Here is a 23,441-nt window from a genome sequence, read left to right as displayed (position 1 = left end):
GGCTGCCTGGCACAATAATTACGTGAACAGGGCCCATGGTCGAAAGTACTGAATCCGAGAGCCGCAGGTTGCTAGGCCGCCTGCGCGAGGCCATGGCCGGGGATGACCCTGGCCAGGCCCGTCTGGATAAGATCACTCACCTGATTGCCGACAGCATGGGGACCGAGGTCTGCTCGGTCTACCTGTTCCGCGATGACGAAACCCTTGAGCTTTGCGCGACAGAGGGTCTGAACGTCGAATCCGTGCACCAGACCCGTATGCGGATTGGCGAAGGTCTGGTGGGCCGGGTGGCCAGATACGGCAAGGTGGTCAACACTCCCGATGCCCCGAACGCCAAGGGGTTCCGCTATATGCCGGAAACCGGCGAAGAGCGGTATTCTTCCTTCCTCGGCATTCCGATCCAGCGTCTGGGCGAGATGATGGGCGTGCTCGTCGTCCAGTCCAAGGAAGCGCGCGAATTCTCCTCTGATGCGGTTTACGCGCTCGAAGTGGTGGCGATGGTGATCGCCGAAATGGCGGAACTCGGTGCCTTTGTGGGCGAGGGCGCAGCCCTGTCTCCGATGCACCAGCAACCGGTTCTGGTGAGCGCAACCGCCGCCCAAGAGGGCGCTGCCGAAGGCCACGTATGGCTGCATGAGCCACGTGTGGTGGTGACAAATCCGATTGCCGATGATCCGCACCGTGAACTGGAACGGTTGAACGAGGCCGTGGAGGAGCTGCGCGTTGGTGTCGACAAGATGCTGAAGATCTCTGAAAACGGAGACAAGGATCAGCTGCAAGTTCTTGAAACCTATCGTATGTTCGCCAATTCCAAAGGCTGGATGCGGCGCATGGAAGAAGACATCTCGCGCGGGTTGAGCGCCGAGGCCGCGGTTGAAAAGGAGCAGTCCCAGGCCCGGGCGCGTATGTCTCAGGTGCAGGATGCCTACCTGCGGGAACGGCTGAGCGATCTTGATGATCTGTCGAATCGCCTGCTTAGGATTCTGACTGGGCAGGGCGCCGAAACCGGCGCCGATCTGCCAGTGGACCCGATTCTGATTGCCCGCAATATCGGCCCGGCCGAGCTGTTGGAATACGGTCGCTCGCTGCGCGGCATCGTGCTGGAGGAAGGCTCCGTCGGCTCGCACGCGGCGATCGTGGCGCGTGCCTTGGCGATTCCTCTGGTGGTGAACGCCAAACGCATCACCACCGAGGCGCTGAACGGCGATCATATCATGGTGGATGGCGATCAGGGAGTCGTACATCTGCGCCCAGATGAAACCGTGGTTAGCGCCTTTCGGGACAAGATCGCGATGCAGGCCGATGCCCAGGAGCGCTATGCCTCGATCCGGGAAAAATCTGCCATTACGCAAGACGAGCAACACGTCACCTTGCTGATGAACGCAGGGTTGATGGCCGACCTCCCGTCGCTCGAAGGCTCTGGCGCCGAAGGGGTGGGGCTGTTCCGCACCGAGCTGCAGTTTCTTGTGCGTGATCAGATGCCTAAGCGGTCTGAGCTGGTGACGCTCTATCAGCGGGTTCTGGATGCATCGCATGGCAAGCGGGTGGTGTTCCGGACGCTCGACATCGGCTCGGACAAGGTTCTGCCCTATATGAAGCCGACGGATGAGCCGAACCCAGCGCTTGGCTGGCGGGCAATCCGGGTTGGTCTGGATAAGCCGGGCGTCATGCGCATGCAGCTGCAGGCGTTGATGCGGGCGGCCAATGGGCGGCCGCTGTCGATTATGTTCCCCTTTGTTGCGCAATTCGAAGAATACCGTGCTGCGCGCCAGGAGATCGACAAGACGCTGGAGCGCGAGCGAATCCTTGGCCACGCGCTGCCGGAACGGCTGGAAGTGGGGGCGATGCTGGAAACCCCCTCGCTGGCATTTGCGCCGCATAAGTTCTTTGAAGAAGTCGATTTTCTTTCGATCGGCGGCAACGATCTGAAGCAGTTCTTCTTTGCTGCCGACCGAGAGAATGAGCGCGTCCGAAAACGCTATGACACGCTGAACGTCAGCTTTTTGACCTTTATCGAGCAGATCGTGGAGCGCTGCGACAGGTTCGAAACACCGCTGAGTTTCTGCGGCGAAGATGCCGGACGGCCGATCGAGGCCGTCTGTCTTGCTGCGATGGGAATCCGGACGCTGTCGATGCGGCCTGCTTCAATTGGGCCGGTCAAGTCTTTGTTAATGCGTGTTAACCTTTCAGATGTCCGCAAGATTATTTCGGACTCCCGCCACCGGGGCGATCAATCCGTCAGACCTGCTGTGATGCGATACCTGCGGGAGCTCTGAGCGCGGCGACCTTTCTGACAGTAAATAATGGCGCGGCCCCGGAAACGGGGCCTTTTTCTGCTGGGTTGCCGCAGATTGGCCAGGCGCTTGTCCCATTAGCCGCTACAGTCAGCCGAACCGTTTGTGATGCTGGATTTTAGGGGAGGACAGGGGGGAATCAGATGAAACTGCGGGGAGATAAGGTTTGTCTAAAATATTAGCAAATTTGACGTGTGATCGTCCTTGGCCTCTCCAAATTTACAAAATTCAATGATTTTGACTGGTTTGCCAGATTCATTCAAATGTTGCCCACATGTTCATCCACAGGAGGGGCTTCTGTTCTGGCGAAGGTTCGAAGGATATCCGGTGAGGTCTGCGTCAGATTGGCAGTGGGGCGCCGGATCGCATAGTGATGTGGCTCACGATCTCGCCAAACGGGATGTCTTATCCCAAAGTTATCCCAGGTTTATCCACATTAATGTATGATGCCTGTGTATTGATGTAAAAACACAAAAGACAAACCAATCGGGGGGATAGGATCTCTGCACGCCCTGCAAATCTCAAATTATTTGCATTCAATTTTACCTTCTCTTGGTTGCTAAGTGGTAAACGATGGGCCCCGGAATGGGGTGCTTAAATTTCAAGCATGAAACTTTAAGCTTGAAGTGTTTGTCGTCTCGCTTATCCTGATCCCAACATAACAATCTCATGCGGAGGGTAGGATCATGAAAGTTGCCTGTTTGGGAGGTGGTCCCGCGGGGCTCTACTTCGCGATTTCAATGAAGCTGCGTCAGCCGGACGCTGATGTCACGGTGTTTGAGCGTAACAAGGCGGACGACACCTTTGGCTGGGGTGTTGTTCTTTCCGATGATGCGCTTGAAAATCTTACGGAAAATGACCCTGAAAGCGCCGCCGACATCCGTCGGAACTTTGCCTATTGGGATGACATCGCGGTGGTGCACAACGGCGTGCGTACGGTGTCCGGTGGTCACGGGTTTGCCGGGATCGGGCGCAAGAAGATGCTTCTGATCCTGCAGGAGCGCGCGCGGGAGCTCGGGGTGAACCTGCAGTTTGAAACCGAGGTCGGACCGGCAGCGGACTATCAGGATGACTATGACATCGTGGTCGCCTGTGATGGGCTTAATTCCAGCGTCCGCAATGAGTTCGCGGAACACTTTAAACCCAATATCGACGTGCGCCCGTGCAAGTTTATCTGGCTGGGCACCCATCAGAAGTTCGATGATGCCTTCACATTCGTGTTCGAAAACACCAAACACGGCTGGGTCTGGATCCACGCCTATCAATTCGATGCGGATACGGCGACCGTGATCGTGGAGTGTTCTGCGGAGACCTGGGACAACTGGGGCTTTGAGGACATGAGCAAGGAAGAGATCATTCGCACCTGCGAAGAGATCTTTGCCGACCATCTGGGTGGCCACAATCTGATGTCCAACGCCGACCACCTGCGCGGATCGGCTGTCTGGATCAACTTCCCGCGGGTGCTTTGCGAAAAATGGCACCATGAAAACATCGTCCTCTTGGGGGATGCCTCGGCCACGGCGCATTTCTCGATCGGATCGGGGTCGCGGCTGGCCTTTGACAGCGCCATCGCCCTGGCCGAGCTGCTGACGGTAGAACCGTCTATGGAACGCGCCTTTGAACGCTATCAGGACGAGCGGCGCCTTGATGTGTTGCGCCTGCAGTCAGCTGCGCGTAACTCGTTGGAATGGTTTGAGGAAGTCGAACGCTATCTGGATATGGATCCGGTTCAGTTCAATTATTCTCTGCTGACCCGCTCGCAGCGGATCTCCCACGAAAACCTGCGTCTGCGTGATCCCGACTGGCTGAAATCGGCAGAAAAATGGTTCCAGGAGCGGGCGGGTGTTCCGGCGGATGCGCCAGTGCGCGCGCCGATGTTTGCCCCCTATAAACTGCGCGACATGACGTTGGAGAACCGCATCGTCGTCTCCCCCATGGCGCAGTACAAGGCGGTGGATGGCTGTCCCACGGATTGGCACCTGATCCACTATGGTGAGCGCGCCAAAGGCGGCGCCGGAATGGTCTATACGGAAATGACCTGCGTCAGCGCCGAAGGGCGGATCACCCCCGGCTGTCCCGGTCTTTACGCGCCAGAACATGAAGCCGCCTGGACCCGTCTGACCGATTTCGTACATAGCGAAACCCGGGCCAAGATCTGCTGCCAGATCGGCCATTCGGGCCGCAAGGGTTCGACTCAGGTGGGCTGGGAAGTGATGGACGCGCCTTTGAAAGAGGACAACTGGGATCTGGTCTCGGCCTCACCCTTGCCTTGGTCCCCCAATAACGCCACCCCGCGCGAAATCACCCGCGCAGAAATGGAGGCCGTGAAGGCTGAATTCGTCGCTTCGGCCGAGATGGCAGAGCGCGCCGGATTTGACATGATCGAACTTCATGCGGCGCATGGTTATCTGATCTCCTCCTTCATTTCGCCAAAATCCAATATTCGCGAGGATGAGTTCGGCGGCTCGCTGGAAAACCGCCTGCGCTACCCGTTGGAGGTCTTCAAGGCGATGCGTGACGTCTGGCCTGCCCATAAACCGATGTCCGTCCGGATCTCGGCCAACGACTGGATCGGCGACGAAGGTGTGACACCGGAAGAGGCGGTCGAGATTGCCAAGGCCTTCTCTGAAGCAGGCGCCGATATTATCGACGTCTCTGCTGGTCAGACCTCGATCGACGCGAAACCGGTCTATGGGCGGATGTTCCAGACGCCGTTTTCGGACCGTATCCGGAATGAGGCAGGCATCGCGACCATGGCTGTCGGCAATATCTACGAGGCCGATCATGCCAATTCGATCCTGATGGCAGGCCGCGCCGATCTGATCTGTGTGGGGCGCCCACATCTGGCGGATCCCTACTGGACGCTTCACGAAGCCACCCGGATCGGGGATCGACAGGCCGCCTGGCCGTTGCCCTACGAGGCGGGGCGGGATCAGGCCTGGCGTCTGGCGGACCGCGACGCAGAGGTGATCCGGGCATGAGTGTCGCGGGCAAACACGTCGTCATCTCTGGCGGTGGCTCTGGCGTTGGCGCCGAACTGGCGGCACAGTTCGCGGGCCAGGGCGCCCGCGTGACCATCCTGGGGCGCCGGATGGAGCCGCTGGAAGAGGTCAGCGCGGCGACCAAGGCCCTGCCGCTGACCTGCGATGTCACCGACCGCGCTGCCGTTGAGGCAGCGCTCACCGAGGCGGCGGACAAGAACGGACCGGTCGCCATTGCCCTAGCCAATGCCGGGGCAGCGCCCTCCAAACCCTTTGACCGGATGAGTGCCGAGGATTTCGGCGCCGCCCTGTCGGTCAATCTTGCGGGGGTTTTCAACCTCTGGCAGGCGGCGCTGCCTGGCATGAAAGAGGCAGGCTGGGGCCGTATGATCGCCATCGCCTCGACCGCGGGGTTGAAGGGATACCCCTATGTTTCAGGATATTGCGCGGCAAAGCACGGCGTGATCGGGTTGACGCGGGCGCTCTCGCTGGAACTGGCACGCACCGGCATCACGGTAAATTCGATTTGTCCGGGTTTCATTGAAACGCCGCTCCTGCAAAGATCGGTGGATAATATCGTCGCCAAGACCGGGATGACCCCGGAGAAGGCGGAAAAATCACTGCGCGCCAGCAATCCGCAGGGTCGTTTCATCCAACCTGCCGAGGTTGCCGAAGCGGCGTTGTGGCTGGCAAGCGAGGGGGCGGGATCGGTGAACGGTTCTGCCCTGCCCATATCAGGAGGCGAGATCTGAACGTGGCGGAAACCTCAAAAGACAGATTGCGGCTGTGGCTGCGGGTTTTGAAGGCGACCCGCGCGGTGGAAAGCGAGATCCGCGAAAACCTGCGCCGCGATTTTTCGACCACCCTGCCGCGTTTCGATGTGATGGCAGCGCTGGTCCAGCACGAAGACGGGCTCAAGATGAGCCAGCTCTCTGGCGTGCTGAAAGTGTCGAACGGCAACGTGACCGGCATCATCGAACGTCTGGTCGAGGATGGCCACGTCCAGCGCGAACCGGTGCCGGGCGACCGCCGCGCCAGCTTGGTGCGGATGACCGCGCAGGGCCGCGCCGAATTCGCACGGCAGGCCGAAGCGCATGAAGCCTGGATCGACAAGATGTTCGCCGATGTGCCCCCCGAGGCGGCGCAGACCATGGCCGAGGCGCTGGATGCTGTCGCCCGCCGTTTGGAAAACAAGGATGAAAGCCGATGATCAATACGGATACCAAACATTTTCTCTGCCATGTCGAAGATGGCATTGCGACCGTGTCGCTGGACCGGCCCGAGCGCAAGAACCCGCTGACCTTTGACAGCTATGCCGAGATGCGCGACTGGTTCCGCGAGCTGCACTATGACGATGACATCAAGGCGGTGATCTTTGCCTCCAATGGTGGCAACTTCAGCTCGGGCGGGGATGTGCATGATATCATTGGCCCCCTGACCAAGATGAGCATGAAGGAACTGCTGGCGTTTACGCGGATGACCGGCGATTTGGTCAAGGCGATGGTGAATTGCGGCAAGCCGGTAATTGCGGCGATTGACGGCATCTGCGTGGGCGCAGGGGCGATCATCGCGATGGCGTCGGATCTGCGTATCGCCACGCCCGAGGCCAAGACGGCCTTCCTGTTCACCCGCGTCGGTCTGGCGGGCTGCGATATGGGCGCCTGCGCCATCCTGCCCCGGATCATCGGTCAGGGCCGCGCGGCTGAGCTGCTTTATACCGGCCGCTCGATGAGCGCCGAGGAAGGCGCCGCCTGGGGTTTCCATAACAAGCTGGTCCCGGCCGAAGAGCTGACCGCAGAGGCGCGCCAATGGGCGACGCGGATCGCGGCGGGGCCGAATTTTGGTCACATGATGACCAAGACAATGCTGGCGCAGGAATGGTCGATGTCCATCGAACAGGCGATCGAGGCCGAGGCCCAGGCGCAGGCAATCTGCATGCAGACAGCAGACTTTGAACGCGCCTACCATGCCTTTGTAAACAAGGAAAAACCGGTCTTCGAAGGAGACTGAGTTCTATCGCCCGCCCGGTCTATGCCGCGGCGGGCTTCGCATTGACGGAGAAGAGCTGCACAAGACAGCCAAAGGGGAGTTTCATCATGGCGGACCGGACATTTCTGAACTGGCCATTCTTCGAGGACCGGCACAGAACGCTGGCAGCGGATCTGGATGCTTGGGCGGCCGAGACCGTCAGCGGTATCGACCATTCGGACACCGATGCCGCCTGCCGGGCGCTTGTGATCGCGCTTGGAGAGGGCGGCTGGGCGCAGCATTCCGGCGCGCCAGCCGGTGAAACCCTGGATGTGCGCAGCCTGTGCCTGATCCGGGAAACTCTGGCCCGTCACGATGGGCTCGCCGACTTTGCCTTTGCCATGCAAGGTCTTGGAACTGGGGCGATTTCCCTGTTCGGCAACGAAGCGCAACAGGCAGAATGGCTGCCGCTGACCCGCTCCGGGCAGGGGATTTCGGCATTTGCGCTCACGGAACCGCAATCTGGTTCGGATGTGGCAAATTCCACAATGACAGCGACGCTGGATGGCGATGAATATGTGCTGAATGGAGAAAAGACCTGGATCTCAAACGGCGGGATTGCAGACGTTTATACTCTGTTTGCCCGCACCGGAGAGGGACCGGGCGCCAAGGGGTTGTCTGCCTTCATCGTGCCTGCCGGCCTGCCGGGGTTCGAGGTGGTCGAACGCCAGCAGGTGATTGCGCCGCACCCGCTTGCCACCCTGCGCTTCACCGATTGCCGGATCCCGGCAAGCGCGATGATCGGTGGACCGGGGCAGGGGTTCCGGATCGCCATGTCGGTTCTGGACGTTTTCCGCTCTACCGTTGCGGCCGCGGCCCTTGGCTTTGCCCGCCGGGCACTGGACGAGGCGCTAAGCCGCGTCACCAGCCGTCAGGTCCAAGGCGCGCCGCTGTTCGATCTGCAGATGGTGCAGGGGCATATCGCCGATATGGCGCTGGATGTGGATGCGGCGGCTCTGCTGGTCTACCGCGCCGCGTGGACTAAGGATTCCGGTGCAGCCCGCGTGACCCGCGAAGCGGCGATGGCGAAGCTCTTCTCCACCGATCAGGCGCAGCAGGTCATCGACAAGGCGGTGCAGTTGCACGGCGGGGACGGTGTGCGCCATGGTCAGAAGGTCGAGGAACTTTACCGCGATATCCGCGCCTTGCGCATCTATGAGGGCGCATCGGACGTCCAGCGGGTGGTGATCGCGCGCCAGACACTTGGCGCCTTTGAAGGAGGCAAATGAGATGCTGGGACCGACCGCACATAGCGACACCTTCACCCGCGATAACCTGCCACCTGCGGACCAATGGCCGGACTTCCTGCTAGAGGGCTTCGACTACCCGGAACGGCTGAACGCCGCGGTCGAGCTGACCGATGCCATGGTGGAAAAGGGCTTTGGCGATCACACCGCTCTGATCGGTAACGGACGGCGCCGCACCTACAAGGAACTGTCTGACTGGACCAACCGGCTGGCCAATGTGCTGACCGAGGATCTGGGCGTTAAACCGGGCAATCGTGTGCTGATCCGCTCAGCCAATAACCCGGCCATGGTGGCCTGCTGGCTGGCCGCGACCAAGGCGGGCGCGGTGGTGGTCAACACCATGCCGATGCTGCGCGCCGGAGAGCTGGCCGCCATCGTCGACAAGGCCGAGATCAGCCACGCGCTTTGCGATACGCGGCTGATGGATGAGTTGGTCTCCTGCGCCAAGACCTCGGACTTCCTGACGTCGGTGGTCGGCTTTGACGGCACCTCCAACCACGATGCGGAACTTGACCGTCTGGCGCTGGAAAAACCGGTGACCTTTGATGCGGTTGAAACCGGGCGCGATGATGTAGCGCTGCTGGGCTTTACCTCGGGCACCACGGGATCCCCCAAGGCGACCATGCATTTCCACCGCGATCTTCTGATCATCGCGGATGGCTATGCGCGCGAAGTGCTTGATGTGCAGCCCGAGGATATCTTTGTCGGCTCACCGCCGCTGGCCTTTACCTTTGGCCTTGGCGGGCTGGCAATCTTCCCGCTGCGCTTTGGCGCTGCCGCGACGCTGCTGGAAAATGCATCACCGCCAAACCTGATTGAAATCATTGAAAAATACAAGGCGACCGTCTGCTTTACGGCGCCCACCGCCTATCGGGTGATGCTGCAAGCGATGGAGGAAGGCGCCGACCTGTCGTCGTTGCGGGCGGCTGTTTCGGCCGGGGAAACCCTGCCGGCGCCGGTCTATGACGAGTGGATGGCGAAGACCGGAAAACCGATGCTGGACGGCATCGGTGCCACGGAAATGCTGCATATCTTCATCACCAACCGGTTCACCGACCACAAGCCCGCCTGCACCGGCAAACCCGTCTCAGGCTATCAGGTGCGGGTGCTGGACGCCGATGGGAATGAGGCGCCGCGCGGAGAGATTGGCCGCCTGGCGGTCAAGGGGCCAACCGGCTGCCGTTACATGGCGGACGAGCGCCAGAAAACCTATGTCCAGGACGGCTGGAACGTCACTGGCGACAGCTTTGTCATGGATGAAGAGGGTTACCTGCATTTCGCCGCCCGAAATGACGATATGATCATCTCCTCCGGCTACAATATTGCCGGCCCCGAGGTGGAAGCCGCGCTTCTGGCGCATGAAGCCGTTTCTGAATGCGCTGTCGTCGGCGCCCCGGACGAGGCGCGCGGCCAGATCGTCGAGGCGCATGTGGTGCTGACCGCCGGACATATGCCCTCGGACGCGCTGGTCAAGCTGTTGCAGGACCACGTGAAGGCGAGCATTGCCCCCTATAAATACCCGCGCTCCGTGGTCTTCACCAAAGCGCTGCCCAAGACGGAAACCGGAAAAATCCAGAGGTTCCGCCTGAAAGGTTGAACCTTCGCTGGCGCTTGTCCCGAAGATGGGACAAGCGCTGTCCATGATTGGCGCGGAATGCAGGTTTGGCCTTGTGCTTGGAAATGAATCACGCTACTTCCAGCGCCACACCACAAAGACCTTGGCGACAGGGCAGAAGGCGAGTTGGCGGAGTGGTGACGCAGCGGATTGCAAATCCGTGTACACCGGTTCGATTCCGGTACTCGCCTCCAAATATCCACAGCGACATAGCTCCGGAAAACAAGCAGATACCTGCCAGCGGCCATGCGTTTGTCATGGCTTGCCGATCGATTGGCTGGTCTTACCCGCTGTTGGCGGCGGCAATGGCCTTTGCGATCAGGGCAGGGGTGCCGGGCAGGGCGCCGACAACCGGTAGGACCTGTCCCGCGAACGCGGCGCTGTTGAGAGCCTCTGGAATGTCCTCGCGTACGTGATCACCGGCCTGAGCGAAAAACGGCAGGCACAGGGTCCGGCGGGGCAGGATGCGTGCAACCGTGTCGATGCCGGGGGCTTGCTCCACAAAGGCGGGGCTGATCTGGGCGCCGGGCAGAAGCGCGCGCAGGTGGGTGGCGAACGCCTCTGCGGCTTCGGCTGCCTTTGGGCCGCGGGCGGAGCCATGCGCAGCGAGCAGCACGGAGAGGGGGGCGTCGACCCATCCGGCCTCTCTTTGCGCGTCTTGCAGGGCAGCTGCGGTCAGACCGGGCAGGGAGGGATCCAGCCCAAAGGGGCAGGCCATGGTGTAATCACGTCCCGACAGCCGCTCGGGCAGGACCTTTGCGGTGAACCAGCCCCGGGCCATGAAAAAGGGGTAGATGATGGCGCCGTCTGTCATCACCGCATCCAGCCTGCCGGGATTGGCCAGGGTGGCGGAGCGAATATCCCAACTTGGCAGATGCACCGCCACCTCTGCCGCCAAGGCGGCAAGGGCGCGTTCCGGCGGCTCTGGCGCCGAAGGTTGCCCGTGGGATGTCAGAATGGCGGTCTTCGTGGTCATGGAGGCGGTTTCCAATGCAGCGTTTGTGGCGGCAAGACGATGGGGATGGGTGACAGTTAGGGCCGCTCAGGCGCCTGTCTATCCTGATTGTTACAAAGGCCGAAAGATCAGAGCCGCAGCCGGTTGCACATTGATGGGAGATGACCGCTGGAACGAGCGTGTGCTGCCCTCAGGTTCGGGCAGGAATTCCGCGCAAGCCCCTTTGATATAGAAGTTTTCGCGCCAGGAGGGGCGCGCATCCCTTATCCTGGGTTTTGTGGTCAAGAAGGTGGTTGACCTCACCTGCGGCTTCAAATAAATCACGGATTACTCTGAGCGGGTATGGTGAAATGGTATCATAAGAGCCTTCCAAGCTTAAGGTGCGGGTTCGATTCCCGCTACCCGCTCCAGAAACTCCCCCAAGCATAGATTTTCTGATTTACCGGCACGGTCTTCTGTTGATTGGTCACAGTTTCAGGGGCCGTTTGCCACTTTTAACAAGGTGTGCGTCCAGATGCCCATGGGCGGAACGCTTGACCTGCGGGGCCTTGAGGGCCATGAACCACACTGGACCGCAAGGCTCATGGCTTTGCCAGGAAATTGTCATAAGGATCAGCAATGGCGCGCAAGACGGCAGCCCCGAACGCGAAAGAAGAGCGGCAAAGTTCGCGCAAAATCGGAGTGCTGGCGGCGCTGTGGCCTTTCATGCGCCCCTACAAGGCGCTGATGTTCGTTGCCACCTGCGCGCTGGTCCTGACCGCAGGCGTGTCGCTGAGCCTGCCGCTGGCCGTGCGCCGGGTGGTGGACAACTTTCGCATCTCCGACAATGCGTTGCTGAACCAGTATTTCATGGCCGCCTTGGCGATGGCGGCCCTTTTGGCTGTGGGCACCGGCCTGCGCTATGCGCTGGTGACGCGGCTGGGTGAACGGGTCGTGGCTGATATCCGCAAGGCGGTGTTCGACCGGGTCATCGGGATGAGCCCCGTGTTCTATGAGCGGATCATGACCGGCGAGGTGCTGAGCCGGATCACCACCGACACCACGCTGATCCAGTCGGTTCTCGGCTCTTCTGTCTCCATTGCCCTGCGCAATATGCTGTTGTTTGGCGGCGGGCTGTTCCTGATGTTGCTGACCTCGGCCAAGCTGACTGGTCTGGTGCTGCTGATCGTCCCTGCCGTTATTGTGCCGATTCTGGTGCTGGGACGGCGCTTGCGAGCTATCAGCCGCGAAAACCAAGACTGGATCGCGGCCTCCTCTGGCAATGCCGGAGAGGCGCTGGGTGCGGTGCAGACCGTGCAGGCCTTTACTCATGAGGACGCAAGCCGTCTGCAATTCGCGCAGATGACCGAAACCTCCTACGACGTTTCGCGCAAGCGGATCCGCACGCGGGCGTTTCTGACGGTCATCGTGATCTTCCTGGTGTTTTCCGGCATCGTCGGAGTGCTGTGGATGGGCGCCATCGACGTGCGCGCCGGTGTGATGACCGAAGGCACCCTGATCCAATTCGTCATATACTCGGTTTTGGTGGCGGGCTCCGTCGCCGCCCTGTCGGAAATCTGGAGCGAATTGCAACGGGCGGCCGGGGCCACCGAACGGCTGGTCGAGTTGCTGAATGCCGAGGATGCCGTCAACGATCCCAGCGCGCCCAAGGCGCTGGTTGAGCCGGTGCGCGGCGAAATCAGTTTTGAAAACGTGATGTTCCGCTATCCCGCGCGCCCCGATGTGCTGGCGCTGGACGATGTTTCTCTCTCCATCGAACCCGGTGAAACGGTGGCTTTTGTCGGCCCGTCGGGCGCAGGCAAGACGACGATCATTCAGCTGATCCAGCGGTTTTATGACCCGAACGCCGGTGCGGTGCGCCTGGATGGTGTTGCGCTCAGTGATCTGCGCCGGGATGCCTTCCGCAAACATATCGCCATGGTGCCACAGGATCCGATTATTTTTGCCGCGTCCGCGCGGGAAAACATCCGCTTTGGTCGCCCTGACGCCACTGATGCAGAGGTCGAAGCCGCCGCCCGCGCCGCTGCTGCGCATGATTTCATTTCGGCCCTCCCCGAAGGCTATGACAGCTATGTGGGCGAGCGCGGTGTGATGCTGTCTGGTGGTCAGAAACAGCGGATCGCCATCGCCCGGGCCATCCTGCGCGATGCGCCGGTTCTACTGCTGGACGAGGCAACCTCGGCGCTGGATGCCGAAAGCGAGCGTCTGGTGCAGGCTGCCGTGGATGAACTGAGCCAAGGCCGCACCACGCTGATCGTAGCGCACCGGCTTGCGACGGTGAAAAAGGCCGACCGGATCGTGGTGATGGAGGAGGGCCGCATCGTGGCCACCGGCACGCATGATGCGCTGGTTGCCGAAGGCGGGCTTTACGCGCGTCTGGCGCGCCTCCAGTTCACTGACGGGCTTGCCGCAGAGTAACCTTCCTGCACGGACACATTCCGCCCCACGGCCCGGTTTCCCTTTCGTAAGCTAATGATTTGTCGCAGCGTTAAATGCGCCCCTGCCTTGACGTGACCCTTGCGCTGCGCTTGCACAGCGCGGGTTTTACAACCATCTTGATCGTAGGAGATAATCCCCCGGGACAGGGGGCAGGGGAGGAAAGCAATGGCGTTTGCCACAGTGGAAGATTGCAAGGCAGTTGAGAACGAGATGCCGTGGGAGGCGCGGGACCTGCCGACCACTCTGTACGGGTTGCTGGACCGCACGGCAGGCAAGTTCCCGACCAATAATGCAATCAGCTATCAATTGTTTTCCGGCCCGAACGACAAGGCGGAAACCCTGAACTGGAGCCAGCTCAAGGATCAGGTCACCCAAGCGGCCAATCTGTTCCGCGAGCTGGGCGTCGGGGAGAAGGACGTTGTCGCCTATATCCTGCCGAACTGCACCGAAACGCTGGTGACCATGTTGGCGGGTGCCGTTGCGGGGATCGTGAACCCGATCAACCCGCTCTTGGAGCCGGAGCAGATTGCTTCGATCCTGCGGGAAACCAACGCAAAGGTCGTGGTGACGCTCAAACCCTTCCCGAAGACCGACGTGGCCCAGAAGGTGGCCGAGGCGGTGCGCCATGCGCCGCATGTGAACACCATCCTTGAGGTGGACCTGAACCGCTATCTGACGCCGCCGAAATCCTGGATCGTGCCCCTGGTGCGGCCCAAGCTGGAGAATAAGGCGCAGCTGGCCCACGCCGATTACAAGAGCTTCACCAAGGAAATGCGCCGTCAGCCCACCACGCTGCAGTTTGCCGACGGCACCGAGGACCGCGTCGCCTGCTATTTCCACACTGGTGGTACAACCGGCATGCCCAAGGTGGCGCAGCACACCTATTCGGGGATGATCTACAACGGCTGGATCGGGCATAGCCTGCTCTTTACCGAAGAGGACAACATCATGTGTCCGCTGCCCCTGTTCCACGTCTTTGCCTGCCATGTGATCGTGATGGCAGCAGTGGCCTCGGGCGCGCATGTGGTTTTCCCGACGCCGCAGGGCTATCGCGGCGATGGGGTGTTCGACAATTTCTGGAAGCTGATCGAACGCTGGAAGATTTCCTTTATCATCACCGTGCCGACCGCGATCTCGGCCAAAATGCAGCGCCCGGTTGATGCGGATGTGTCGACGGTGAAAACGGCCTTTTCCGGCTCGGCGCCGCTGCCGGTCGAACTGTTCCGCCGGTTTGAGAAGGCCACCGGCGTCAATATTGTCGAAGGCTACGGTCTGACCGAGGCCACATGCCTGGTGTCCTGTAACCCGGTGGATGGAGAAAAGAAGATCGGCTCGATCGGGATTCCATTCCCCTATACCGATGTGAAGATCATCAAATCCACTGCCGACGGGCTGGTGGAGTGCGGCACCGACGAGGTTGGCGAGATCTGCGTGTCCAACCCCGGTGTCTATGCGGGCAATACCTATACCGAGGCGGAAAAGAACGCCGACCTTTATTTCCACGATAAATACCTGCGCACCGGAGATCTGGGGCGTGTCGATGCTGATGGTTATGTCTGGATCACCGGGCGGGCCAAGGACCTGATCATCCGCGGCGGTCACAATATCGATCCCGCCGAGATCGAAGAGGCGCTGCTCGGGCACGAGGCCGTCGCCTTTGCCGGGGCGATCGGACAGCCCGATATTCACGCTGGTGAGGTGCCTTGTGCCTTTGTGGAACTGGTCGATGGTGCCAGCGCCACGGCAGAAGAGCTGATGGATTACTGCAAGGTGCACATCCACGAACGCGCGGCGATCCCGAAACATCTGACGGTGCTGGACGAGCTGCCGAAGACGGCCGTTGGCAAGGTTTTCAAACCGGACCTGCGTAAGAATGCCATCACCCGGATCTACAACGAAGCGCTGCTGAAGGCGGGGCTGCCGACCCGCGTTGAAGCAGTGATCGACGACAAGAAGCGCGGCCTTGTCGCGCAGGTCGAGGCCAACGGCGCCAGCGACGGCGAAATCGGTCAGGTTCTGGGGGGCTTTACCCGCCCGTGGGAGCATCTGCCGCAGGATCAGGGCTGACTCTGGTCTGATATCAGAATTCTACACAAAGCGCCTGAAAGGGCGCTTTGTGTCGTTTTGGGCATTCCCTTCCTGCCATGGCGTGGCCTAGGGTTTGCCTCAGCAGGCAAAAGGGAGGCTTCCAGATCATGGACTACGAACAACTGATCGACGCGGAAACCTGGGCGTTCATTCGCCGCACCAACGACTGTTATCCGGCGGATACGGCAGAGCGTTCGGTTCCGGAGCAACGCGAGATCTACAACGCCATGGCCCGCAGTTTTCTGGCGCCCCGCCCTGATGTGGTCGAGACCGAGGACCGGCAGGTCAATGGGGTGCCGGTGCGGATCTATACTGCCGGGGACCCGACGCGCACGGTGATGTATTGCCATGGTGGCGGCTTTGTCGTTGGCGGGCTGGAAAGCCATGATGACGTCTGCGCCGAGATCTGCGCCCAGACCGGATATCGCGTGGTTGCAGTCGACTATCGTCTGGCGCCCGAGCATATGCACCCGGCGATGTTCGATGACGCCTGGGCGGCCTTTGAATGGATCCTGTCAGAATATGAGGGCGGTATTGTCCTCTCTGGCGACAGTGCTGGCGCTAACCTTTGTGCAGCGGTGGCCCATCACGCCCGGGGGCGGACGGATCGCATTCTGGGGCAGGTGCTGATCTATGGCGCCTTTGGCGGCGATGTGAATGCGGGATCCTACCTCGAGCATGCCAAGGCTCCGATGCTGACCAGGGATGAAATCCTGTTTTATCAGGGGGTACGCTGCAAGGATGGCAAGGTGCCCCAAGGCGATCCCACCTATGCGCCGCTGCAGGACGGCGACTTTTCCGGACTGCCCGCGACCATTCTGATCAGCGCCGATTGCGACCCTGTGCGCGATGACAGCCGCGATTACCGGGACCGCATCCTCGCGGCCGGGGGCAAGGCCCATTGGATCAACGAAGAAGGGCTGGTGCACGGTTATCTGCGCGCGCGCCATTCAGTTGGCCGCGCCCGCGACAGTTTCGAACGTATCTCGCTCGCCATTGAGGCGCTGGGCCAGGAAATCTGGCCTTACGATTAGGGTTGGGGGCGGGTGATCAGCCCGCGAAATCCCGGCAGGGGACCTCCCCGGCCTTTTCATAGTTCAGCCAGCCGCCGCTTTTGACGCGCCAGTCACCATGTCCCGCAGATGTGGTGACGTAGGTCCAGCCCGCATCGGGCCAGTGGCTATAGGATACGGTGTCATCGGGCAGGATCTGCCCGATGACGGGGCTGGCTTCGCTATGCCCGGCATGCAGCGCGGTCGCGGGGCCCATCCAGCCGAGGCACGCGCCCTGTATCTCGTCCGGGATCGGCAGATCCGACAGCTGCCTGCGGATATGCAAATCATCCAGATCCAGATGGTGCTGTTTGGTATTCACCCGGCAGGACATGTCGCGCTCCATTCCCTGGATCTGCGCGACACGTTGCTGATCCTGCGGCGTCAGGCTGACCGATTTGCCGATGCAGGGCCCCGTGCCGAACACCGCCTGACCCAGAGCGGAACCAAAGCAATACCCGGCCCGGTCCATGATGGCGTTCCGTGTGTACCACAGATCATGGCAGAAATCGCCCGCGGCTGCCGGAGCGGCGAATAGGGCAAGGCAGGCAACTGCGGGTTTCAGCATGGGTGCTCCGTTTGCATCAGCTCAGAAAGGGTTTGGCCTTCATTGTATCGGCGATGGGCGCCCCCAGCCGGTTCAGGATTGTTGGTGCCAGTTGCAGTTGGTCGATGACGGTGTCCGCATGGGGGCCTTCGGCATCGCCGAAATAATAGAGCGCGGTTTCCTGTTGCAGCGGGCTGCGTCCGCCGTGGTGGCCGCGTTCGTCCTGTCCGTGGTCGGCGGTGACGATCACCTCGTAACCCATCTTGCGCCAGCGCGGAATGAAGGGCGCCAGCATCTCGTCCATGACCGCGCAGGCATGGTCCATCTCCTGGCAGTCGTGGAAGAACCGGTGCCCCATGCTGTCCAGCGTGCAGGTGTGCAGCATGCCATAGTTCAGATCGAACCGGTGGGCGAGGTTGGTGAGCGTGCCGAAGAGATCCACATCCGAGGGCGTCATCTGGTTGATGAGACCGTAACCGGTCATGCTGTGAAAACGACCGTGGTTGATGGTCTCGCTTTCGGGTTCATCGTATTCGATGTCGCGCACGAAATCGAAAGGGTGCCGGTTGAAGAACTCGGACCAGAAGCTATGCGCCACGGCTCCGGTCGTGCCGCCACCGCTGCGTACCTGGCTGAAGACGTCCTTGTGCGACAGGCGGAAAACGTTGCCGTTGCCGGTGCAGCCATGTTCCGCCGGGGCCACGCCGGTGTGGATCGAGGCATAGCAGCTGGCGGAAATCGACGGCAGCACGGCGCGGTGTTTCCAGACGCGGGCTTCACCGCTGTCGACCCAGCCTTCTAGATTTCCGAACAGGCGGCGGAAATTGCGCCACGGCACACCGTCCAGAATGATGAGGAGGAGTTTGTTGTCCATGATTGGCAATCCTTGTCTTGGCGTTTGCCCGGCGGGTGAGACCGCCCTTATCGGCACAGGCCCACGCAGCTGCGCGGGCCTGTGGTGTTTTGTGACCGAGGCGCCGGATCAGTTCCCGGCGCTTTCCATCTTGCGGTTCGCGATGACTTCTTCGAGCCAGCCCAGCCGCATTTCCGGCACCGACCCAAGCAGCAGATCGGTGTAATCGTCGAACGGCGGAGACAGCACCTCGGTCTTGCTGCCATAGCGCTGCACGCGGCCCTGATACATCACGGCGATATTGTCCGAGATCGCCCGCACCGTCGCCAGATCGTGGGTGATGAACAGATAGGCGACGTTCTCGATCTTCTGCAGGTTCAGCAGCAGCTTTAAAATGCCGTCCGCCACCAGCGGGTCGAGCGCCGATGTCACCTCGTCACAGATGATCATCTTGGGTTTGGCCGCCAGTGCCCGCGCGATGCAGACACGCTGCTTCTGACCGCCCGACAGCTCGGCCGGGTAGCGGTCGATGAAGCTTTCGCCCAGTTCGATCTCATCCAGAAGTTCGATGATCCGCTTGCGCTTTTCGGCGCCCTTCATGTCGAAGTAGAACTCCAGCGGGCGCCCGATGATAGTCCCCACGGTCTGGCGTGGGTTCATCGCCACATCCGCCATCTGGTAGATCATCTGCAATTCGCGCAGATCATCCTTTGTCCGGCTTGCCAGATCGGGAGAGAGCACGCGGCCTGCGAATTCGATTTCCCCTTCGCGCGGCGGCAGAAGGCCGGTGATCACGCGGGCGAGGGTGGATTTGCCGGAACCGGATTCACCCACCACCGCCAGCGTCTGGCCGGGGTAGAGATCGGCGTTGACGTGATGCAGCACGTCGAACTTGGTGCCCTTGTAGCGCGCGGTAATGTTGCGGATGCTAAGCACCGGATCGCCTGACGGGGCCTTCTCCTCATGCTCGATCGAGCGGACCGAGACAAGCGCCTTGGTGTAGTCTTCCTGCGGTGCATTGATGATCTGATCCACATCACCGTATTCGACCATGTCGCCATGGCGCAGTACCATGATGTCATCGCTGACCTGTGCCACCACCGCCAGATCGTGGGTGATATAAAGCGCCGCCACACCGGTGTCGCGGATCGCTTCCTTGATCGCCTTCAACACGTCGATCTGGGTGGTCACATCCAGTGCGGTTGTCGGCTCGTCAAAGACCACGAGATCGGGCTCGGGGCAGAGCGCCAACGCTGTCATGCAGCGCTGCAGCTGACCGCCCGACACCTGGTGCGGATAGCGGTCCCCGATATTGTCCGGATCCGGCAGGCCGAGCTTGGCAAACAGGGTCCGAGCGCGGGCCTCGGCGTCTTTCTTGGAGAACTTGCCTTGCTCCACCGCGGCCTCGGTCACCTGTTCCATGATTTTCTTGGCCGGGTTGAACGAAGCAGCTGCGGATTGCGACACATAGGTCACTTCACCGCCGCGCAGGCGGCGCACATCGCGCAGCGAGGATTTCAGGATATCACGCCCGTTGATCCAGACCTCTCCACCGGTGATCTTCACACCGCCGCGGCCATAGGCCATGGCGGCAAGACCGATGGTAGATTTGCCGGCACCGGATTCCCCGATGAGACCGAGTACCTTGCCCTTTTCCAGATCAAAGCTGACGCCATGCACGATTTCGATGTCATGCGGCCGTTCGCCGGGCGGATAGACCGTTGCCCCGATTTTCAGGTCACGGACTTTAATCAGTGGATCGCTCATCCGCGGCCTCCTTTCAGCGAGGTGGTTCGGTTCAGCACCCAGTCGGCAACCAGATTGACCGAGATCGCCAGCGTGGCGATGGCAAAGGCCGGGATCAGTGCGGCAGGAATGCCGTAGACGATACCGTCCTTGTTCTCTTTCACGATACCGCCCCAGTCCGCTTCGGGGGGCTGCACGCCCAGACCCAGGAACGACAGGGTGGAGACGAACAGAACCATGAAGATGAAGCGCAGGCCCATCTCAGCCACCAGCGGTGACAGTGCGTTGGGCAGGATTTCGCGGAAGATGATCCAGACGGTGCCTTCGCCGCGCAAACGGGCGGCTTCGACATAGTCCATGACCTCGATATCCACCGCAACGGCGCGGGCCAGACGGTAGACACGGGTGGAATCCAAGAGGCCCATCACGATGATCAACATCGGCACGGTGACCGGTGTCACCGACAGAACCACAAGGGCAAAGATCAGCGTCGGGATCGACATCACCAGATCGACAAAGCGCGACAGTGCCTGATCAACCCAGCCACCGGTGACGGCGGCAAAAAAGCCAAGAACCGAACCAAGTGTGAAGGAAACCACCGTGGCCATGGTTGCGATGAAGATGGTGGTGCGCCCGCCGTAGATCATGCGGGTCAGCAGATCGCGGCCGATGTTGTCGGTGCCGAGCAAGAATTCGGACGAGGACGGCTCCCAGACGTCACCGACGACCTCGGCCATGCCATAGGGGGCAATCAGCGGCGCCAGGATGGCCATCAGGAAGTAGAGCGCTGTAAAGAACAGCCCGATGAGGGCAGAAATGGGGATATTTTTCATTTCGGATGCCTCAGACGCGGGTTCGACAGGATGGCAACGATATCTGCAACCATGTTGAGACCGATGTAGACGGCGGCAAAGATCAGACCGCAGGCCTGCACCACAGGAACGTCCCGTTTCGACACGTGATCGACCAGATACTGGCCCATGCCGGGATAGACGAAGACGACTTCGATCACGACGACACCAACCACCAGATAGGCAAGGTTCAGCATCACAACGTTGACGATTGGCGCGATCGCGTTCGGGAAGGCGTGGCGGAAGATCACCTGAAAGCCGTTGAGGCCCTTCAGCTCGGCGGTTTCGATATAGGCCGATTGCATCACATTGAGGATCGCAGCCCGGGTCATGCGCATCATATGCGCCAGAACGACGAGGGTCAGAACCGCAACGGGCAGGGCAATGGAGCTCAGCTTTTCACCCAGCGACATGTTGTCGTTGATCATCGCAACCGACGGGAACCAGCGCAGTTTGACCGCGATCAGGTACATCAGCACATAGCCGATCAGGAATTCCGGGATCGAGATCGAGGCCAGCGTGACAGCCGAGATCAGCTTGTCGGGCCAACGGTCCTTGAACCGCACGGCCAGCAGGCCAAGGAAGATTGCCAGAGGCACCGCGATGACGGCAGCCCAGAAAGCGAGGAAAAGCGTATTCGACAGGCGCTTGCCGATGCTTTCTGCGATGTCACTGCCGCTTGTCAGGGCGGTTCCCAGATCGCCGGTCATGATACCGCCGAGCCAGTCAAAATATCTCTGCAGCGCGGGCTCGTTCAGGCCAAGCTCGGCACGCAGGTTGGCCAGCGCCTCGGGCGTGGCGGACTGTCCCAGGATCGATTGCGCAACGTCACCGGGCAGGATCATTGTCCCGGCAAAAATCAGGGCAGAAACCAGAAACAGCAGGAGAAGACCCAGCGCAATGCGCTGGGCCAAAAGTTTTAACAGGAGGGGCATGTTATGCCTTCACCCACATTTTGTGCGGTGCGTAGCTGTTCATCAGGGCAAAGCCTTTTGCACCGTCGACCCAGCCTGCCAGCTTATCCGAGGTCGCATCGACGAAGTCGTTGAACATCGGGCAGATCAGGCCGCCTTCGTCGCGCTGGATGGCGCCCATGTCGGCATACATCTGGGTCCGCTTGGCGGTGTCCAGCTCGGCGCGAGCCGCCAGCAGCAGCTGGTCGAACTTTTCGTTGTTGAACCGGGTGTCGTTCCAGTCCGCCGTCGACAGATAAGCGGTGGTGTACATCTGGTCCTGGGTCGGACGACCGCCCCAGTAGCTGGTGCAGAAGGGCTGCTTGTTCCAGACCTCGGACCAGTAGCCATCGTTAGGCTCACGCTTGACGTTGACGTTGATGCCTGCGGTTGCACAGGACTGCTGGAACAGGGCCGCCGCATCCGGTGCGCCCGGGAAGGAGTTGTCCGAAGTCCGCAGCAGGATCTCACCGTCGTAACCCGATTTCTTCAGGTGGTGCATCGCCTTGTCCGGATCGAACTCGCGCTGCTCGAACTCGGTATAAAGCGGATAGGACGAGTTGATCGGGGAGTCGTTGCCGACCGTGCCGTAGCCATTGAGGATCTTGTCGACCATTTCCTGACGGTTGATGCCGTATTTCAGCGCCATCCGCACGTCGTTGTTGTCAAACGGTGCAGTGTTGCAGTGCATGATGAACACGTAGTGGCCGGGGCCGCTGGTGGAATGCACGTTGATGTTCGGCGCGCGGTCAACCAGTTTCGCGGTGCGCGGGGGCACCCGGTCGATCATGTCGACCTGACCCGATTGCAGCGCGGCAACGCGGGCGGTGTTGTCGTTGATCACCACGTATTCGATGGTTTCAGCATTGCCCAGATCACCCCAGTAGTTAGGGTTCTTCTCGGCAACGAAACGCACGCCCATATCGACTTCTTTCAGGATATAGGGGCCGGTGCCGATTGCGGCTGCCGGATCGTCCTTGCCGCCGCCGGGCTGGATGGCCAGGTGGTAGTCGGTCATTAGGTAGGGAAGGTCGGCGTTGGGGCTGTCCAGCTCGATGATGACGCTGTCACCTTCGGTCGAGATGTTGGTGATGCTGCGCATGATGCCCAGTGCGCCGGATTTGGTGTCTTCGCCGGAGTGACGGTCGAGGGTCTGCGCCACGTCTTCGGCGGTCACGGGTTTGCCGTTGGAGAAGGTGATGCCCTGGCGGATCTTGAAGGTCCAGACACGTGCGTCTGCGGAGGCAGAGTAGCTTTCCGCGACCTTGCCCTGGATGCCGCCGTCGTCGGCCAGCTCGACCAGGGATTCACCCCAAAGACGGATCAGCGACAGGGCAACCTGATTGGTGGCCAGCGCCGGGTCCAGGCTGTCGGTGGTGCTGCCGCCCTGCAGGCCGACGCGGATGGTGCCGCCTTTTTGGGGGCCTGCGGCCATGACTTCGGTGGACAGCAGCGAGTTGGCTGCAGCAGCGGTGAGACCCAGCGCAGCGGCGCGGCCCATGAATTCGCGGCGGCTCATCATGCCCGTGGCAGCCTGACGCGCGAGGAAATACAGTTGATCTTTCATTGAAGTCTCCCAGTTGAATTTGCCGCTTCAAACAGCTTTTTCTTGATTGGCTATTCAAGATTTGCGCATTTGCGGCGGCCTAGCAAGCATTAATACCTGTTCCGCAGCGGCGTCCGGGGCCAAAGCGGCGGGACACATGCCAGCGACAGGTCGCGTTTTGCCAGTGGTATGCCGCATTTTTGTGAATGAAAACCGGGGGAAGGCAAAAATTCACCAAAAACGACA

General features: G+C 60.7%; 17 protein-coding genes and 2 tRNA genes. 12 read left to right on the top strand and 7 right to left on the bottom strand.

The genetic code is table 11. The features are described 5' to 3' along the window. Positions 1–35: 35 nt before the first annotated feature. The 8 genes from ptsP to SM763_RS03750 all read left to right on the top strand — a co-directional run bounded on the left by ptsP (position 36) and on the right by SM763_RS03750 (position 10,359). Entirely contained in the window at positions 36–2,276 is a 2,241-nt protein-coding gene (ptsP, locus tag SM763_RS03785) for a phosphoenolpyruvate--protein phosphotransferase (RefSeq protein ID WP_368997609.1), read from the top strand. Positions 2,277–2,980: 704 nt separating this feature from the next. Then, on the top strand, positions 2,981–5,275 hold the full coding sequence (locus tag SM763_RS03780; protein WP_368997608.1) for a bifunctional salicylyl-CoA 5-hydroxylase/oxidoreductase: 2,295 nt from the start codon (positions 2,981–2,983) through the stop codon (positions 5,273–5,275). After that, positions 5,272–6,027, top strand: coding sequence for an SDR family NAD(P)-dependent oxidoreductase (locus SM763_RS03775; RefSeq protein ID WP_274832464.1), 756 nt, complete (start codon positions 5,272–5,274; stop codon positions 6,025–6,027). Before SM763_RS03780 ends, SM763_RS03775 begins: the two co-directional genes overlap by 4 nt. A 2-nt stretch (positions 6,028–6,029) precedes the next feature. Next, complete coding sequence (locus SM763_RS03770) at positions 6,030–6,485, top strand: MarR family winged helix-turn-helix transcriptional regulator (protein ID WP_274831161.1); 456 nt, start codon at positions 6,030–6,032, stop codon at positions 6,483–6,485. Beyond that, positions 6,482–7,285, top strand: a complete 804-nt coding sequence (locus tag SM763_RS03765; RefSeq protein WP_065270825.1) for an enoyl-CoA hydratase family protein — start codon at positions 6,482–6,484, stop codon at positions 7,283–7,285. The genes SM763_RS03770 and SM763_RS03765 overlap by 4 nt, the downstream gene beginning before the upstream one ends. Before the next feature lie 86 nt (positions 7,286–7,371). After that, the gene (locus tag SM763_RS03760) at positions 7,372–8,532 is read left to right on the top strand and encodes an acyl-CoA dehydrogenase family protein (RefSeq protein ID WP_368997605.1); all 1,161 of its coding nucleotides are present in this window, start codon (positions 7,372–7,374) and stop codon (positions 8,530–8,532) included. A gap of 1 nt (position 8,533) precedes the next feature. Next, on the top strand, positions 8,534–10,147 hold the full coding sequence (locus tag SM763_RS03755) for an AMP-binding protein (protein WP_065270823.1): 1,614 nt from the start codon (positions 8,534–8,536) through the stop codon (positions 10,145–10,147). A gap of 138 nt (positions 10,148–10,285) precedes the next feature. Continuing rightward, a tRNA-Cys gene (locus tag SM763_RS03750) sits at positions 10,286–10,359 on the top strand. An 89-nt stretch (positions 10,360–10,448) separates the two neighbouring features. On the opposite strand, the gene SM763_RS03745 is transcribed toward SM763_RS03750, so the two are convergent. Continuing rightward, complete coding sequence (locus tag SM763_RS03745; protein WP_368997604.1) at positions 10,449–11,141, bottom strand: CbiX/SirB N-terminal domain-containing protein; 693 nt, start codon at positions 11,139–11,141, stop codon at positions 10,449–10,451. Between the two features lie 315 nt (positions 11,142–11,456). On the opposite strand from SM763_RS03745, the gene SM763_RS03740 reads away from it, so the two are divergent. The 4 genes from SM763_RS03740 (at position 11,457) to SM763_RS03725 (ending at position 16,681) form a co-directional block, all read left to right on the top strand. Next, positions 11,457–11,530: transfer RNA gene (locus tag SM763_RS03740), tRNA-Gly, on the top strand. A gap of 208 nt (positions 11,531–11,738) precedes the next feature. Next, positions 11,739–13,538: an ABC transporter transmembrane domain-containing protein gene (locus SM763_RS03735; protein WP_368997602.1), complete on the top strand. Its 1,800-nt coding sequence runs from the start codon at positions 11,739–11,741 to the stop codon at positions 13,536–13,538. A 186-nt stretch (positions 13,539–13,724) separates the two neighbouring features. Beyond that, positions 13,725–15,626 (top strand): acyl-CoA synthetase, encoded by a 1,902-nt coding sequence (locus SM763_RS03730; protein WP_368997600.1) that lies wholly within the window; start codon positions 13,725–13,727, stop codon positions 15,624–15,626. Between the two features lie 128 nt (positions 15,627–15,754). Continuing rightward, positions 15,755–16,681 (top strand): alpha/beta hydrolase, encoded by a 927-nt coding sequence (locus tag SM763_RS03725; protein ID WP_274832471.1) that lies wholly within the window; start codon positions 15,755–15,757, stop codon positions 16,679–16,681. Between the two features lie 16 nt (positions 16,682–16,697). On the opposite strand, the gene SM763_RS03720 is transcribed toward SM763_RS03725, so the two are convergent. The 6 genes from SM763_RS03720 to SM763_RS03695 all read right to left on the bottom strand — a co-directional run bounded on the left by SM763_RS03720 (position 16,698) and on the right by SM763_RS03695 (position 23,216). After that, positions 16,698–17,267, bottom strand: coding sequence for a DUF4453 domain-containing protein (locus tag SM763_RS03720; protein ID WP_274838620.1), 570 nt, complete (start codon positions 17,265–17,267; stop codon positions 16,698–16,700). Positions 17,268–17,283: 16 nt separating this feature from the next. Further along, entirely contained in the window at positions 17,284–18,120 is an 837-nt protein-coding gene (locus tag SM763_RS03715; RefSeq protein ID WP_274835756.1) for an alkaline phosphatase family protein, read from the bottom strand. A 108-nt stretch (positions 18,121–18,228) separates the two neighbouring features. Then, complete coding sequence (locus SM763_RS03710; RefSeq protein WP_368997598.1) at positions 18,229–19,866, bottom strand: ABC transporter ATP-binding protein; 1,638 nt, start codon at positions 19,864–19,866, stop codon at positions 18,229–18,231. Continuing rightward, the gene (locus SM763_RS03705; RefSeq protein WP_065270804.1) at positions 19,863–20,678 is read right to left on the bottom strand and encodes an ABC transporter permease; all 816 of its coding nucleotides are present in this window, start codon (positions 20,676–20,678) and stop codon (positions 19,863–19,865) included. The genes SM763_RS03710 and SM763_RS03705 overlap by 4 nt, the downstream gene beginning before the upstream one ends. Next, on the bottom strand, positions 20,675–21,631 hold the full coding sequence (locus SM763_RS03700; protein WP_065270803.1) for an ABC transporter permease: 957 nt from the start codon (positions 21,629–21,631) through the stop codon (positions 20,675–20,677). Before SM763_RS03700 ends, SM763_RS03705 begins: the two co-directional genes overlap by 4 nt. A 1-nt stretch (position 21,632) precedes the next feature. Continuing rightward, complete coding sequence (locus SM763_RS03695) at positions 21,633–23,216, bottom strand: ABC transporter substrate-binding protein (protein ID WP_065270802.1); 1,584 nt, start codon at positions 23,214–23,216, stop codon at positions 21,633–21,635. Between the last annotated feature and the right edge of the window lie 225 nt (positions 23,217–23,441).

The sequence above is a fragment of the Pseudophaeobacter sp. C1-32P7 genome (assembly GCF_041008775.1).
Lineage (GTDB): Bacteria > Pseudomonadota > Alphaproteobacteria > Rhodobacterales > Rhodobacteraceae > Phycobacter > Phycobacter gallaeciensis_A.
Note: the sequence above shows the minus strand (reverse complement) of the source record. Positions and strands in the feature narration are given on the sequence as shown.

Coding starts and splice junctions, on each gene's coding strand:
- ptsP (WP_368997609.1), top strand. CDS start 36: ATGGTCGAAAGTACTGAATCCGAGAGCCGCAGGTTGCTAGGCCGCCTG.
- SM763_RS03780 (WP_368997608.1), top strand. CDS start 2,981: ATGAAAGTTGCCTGTTTGGGAGGTGGTCCCGCGGGGCTCTACTTCGCG.
- SM763_RS03775 (WP_274832464.1), top strand. CDS start 5,272: ATGAGTGTCGCGGGCAAACACGTCGTCATCTCTGGCGGTGGCTCTGGC.
- SM763_RS03765 (WP_065270825.1), top strand. CDS start 6,482: ATGATCAATACGGATACCAAACATTTTCTCTGCCATGTCGAAGATGGC.
- SM763_RS03760 (WP_368997605.1), top strand. CDS start 7,372: ATGGCGGACCGGACATTTCTGAACTGGCCATTCTTCGAGGACCGGCAC.
- SM763_RS03755 (WP_065270823.1), top strand. CDS start 8,534: ATGCTGGGACCGACCGCACATAGCGACACCTTCACCCGCGATAACCTG.
- SM763_RS03745 (WP_368997604.1), bottom strand. CDS start 11,141: ATGACCACGAAGACCGCCATTCTGACATCCCACGGGCAACCTTCGGCG.
- SM763_RS03735 (WP_368997602.1), top strand. CDS start 11,739: ATGGCGCGCAAGACGGCAGCCCCGAACGCGAAAGAAGAGCGGCAAAGT.
- SM763_RS03730 (WP_368997600.1), top strand. CDS start 13,725: ATGGCGTTTGCCACAGTGGAAGATTGCAAGGCAGTTGAGAACGAGATG.
- SM763_RS03725 (WP_274832471.1), top strand. CDS start 15,755: ATGGACTACGAACAACTGATCGACGCGGAAACCTGGGCGTTCATTCGC.
- SM763_RS03720 (WP_274838620.1), bottom strand. CDS start 17,267: ATGCTGAAACCCGCAGTTGCCTGCCTTGCCCTATTCGCCGCTCCGGCA.
- SM763_RS03715 (WP_274835756.1), bottom strand. CDS start 18,120: ATGGACAACAAACTCCTCCTCATCATTCTGGACGGTGTGCCGTGGCGC.
- SM763_RS03710 (WP_368997598.1), bottom strand. CDS start 19,866: ATGAGCGATCCACTGATTAAAGTCCGTGACCTGAAAATCGGGGCAACG.
- SM763_RS03705 (WP_065270804.1), bottom strand. CDS start 20,678: ATGAAAAATATCCCCATTTCTGCCCTCATCGGGCTGTTCTTTACAGCG.
- SM763_RS03700 (WP_065270803.1), bottom strand. CDS start 21,631: ATGCCCCTCCTGTTAAAACTTTTGGCCCAGCGCATTGCGCTGGGTCTT.
- SM763_RS03695 (WP_065270802.1), bottom strand. CDS start 23,216: ATGAAAGATCAACTGTATTTCCTCGCGCGTCAGGCTGCCACGGGCATG.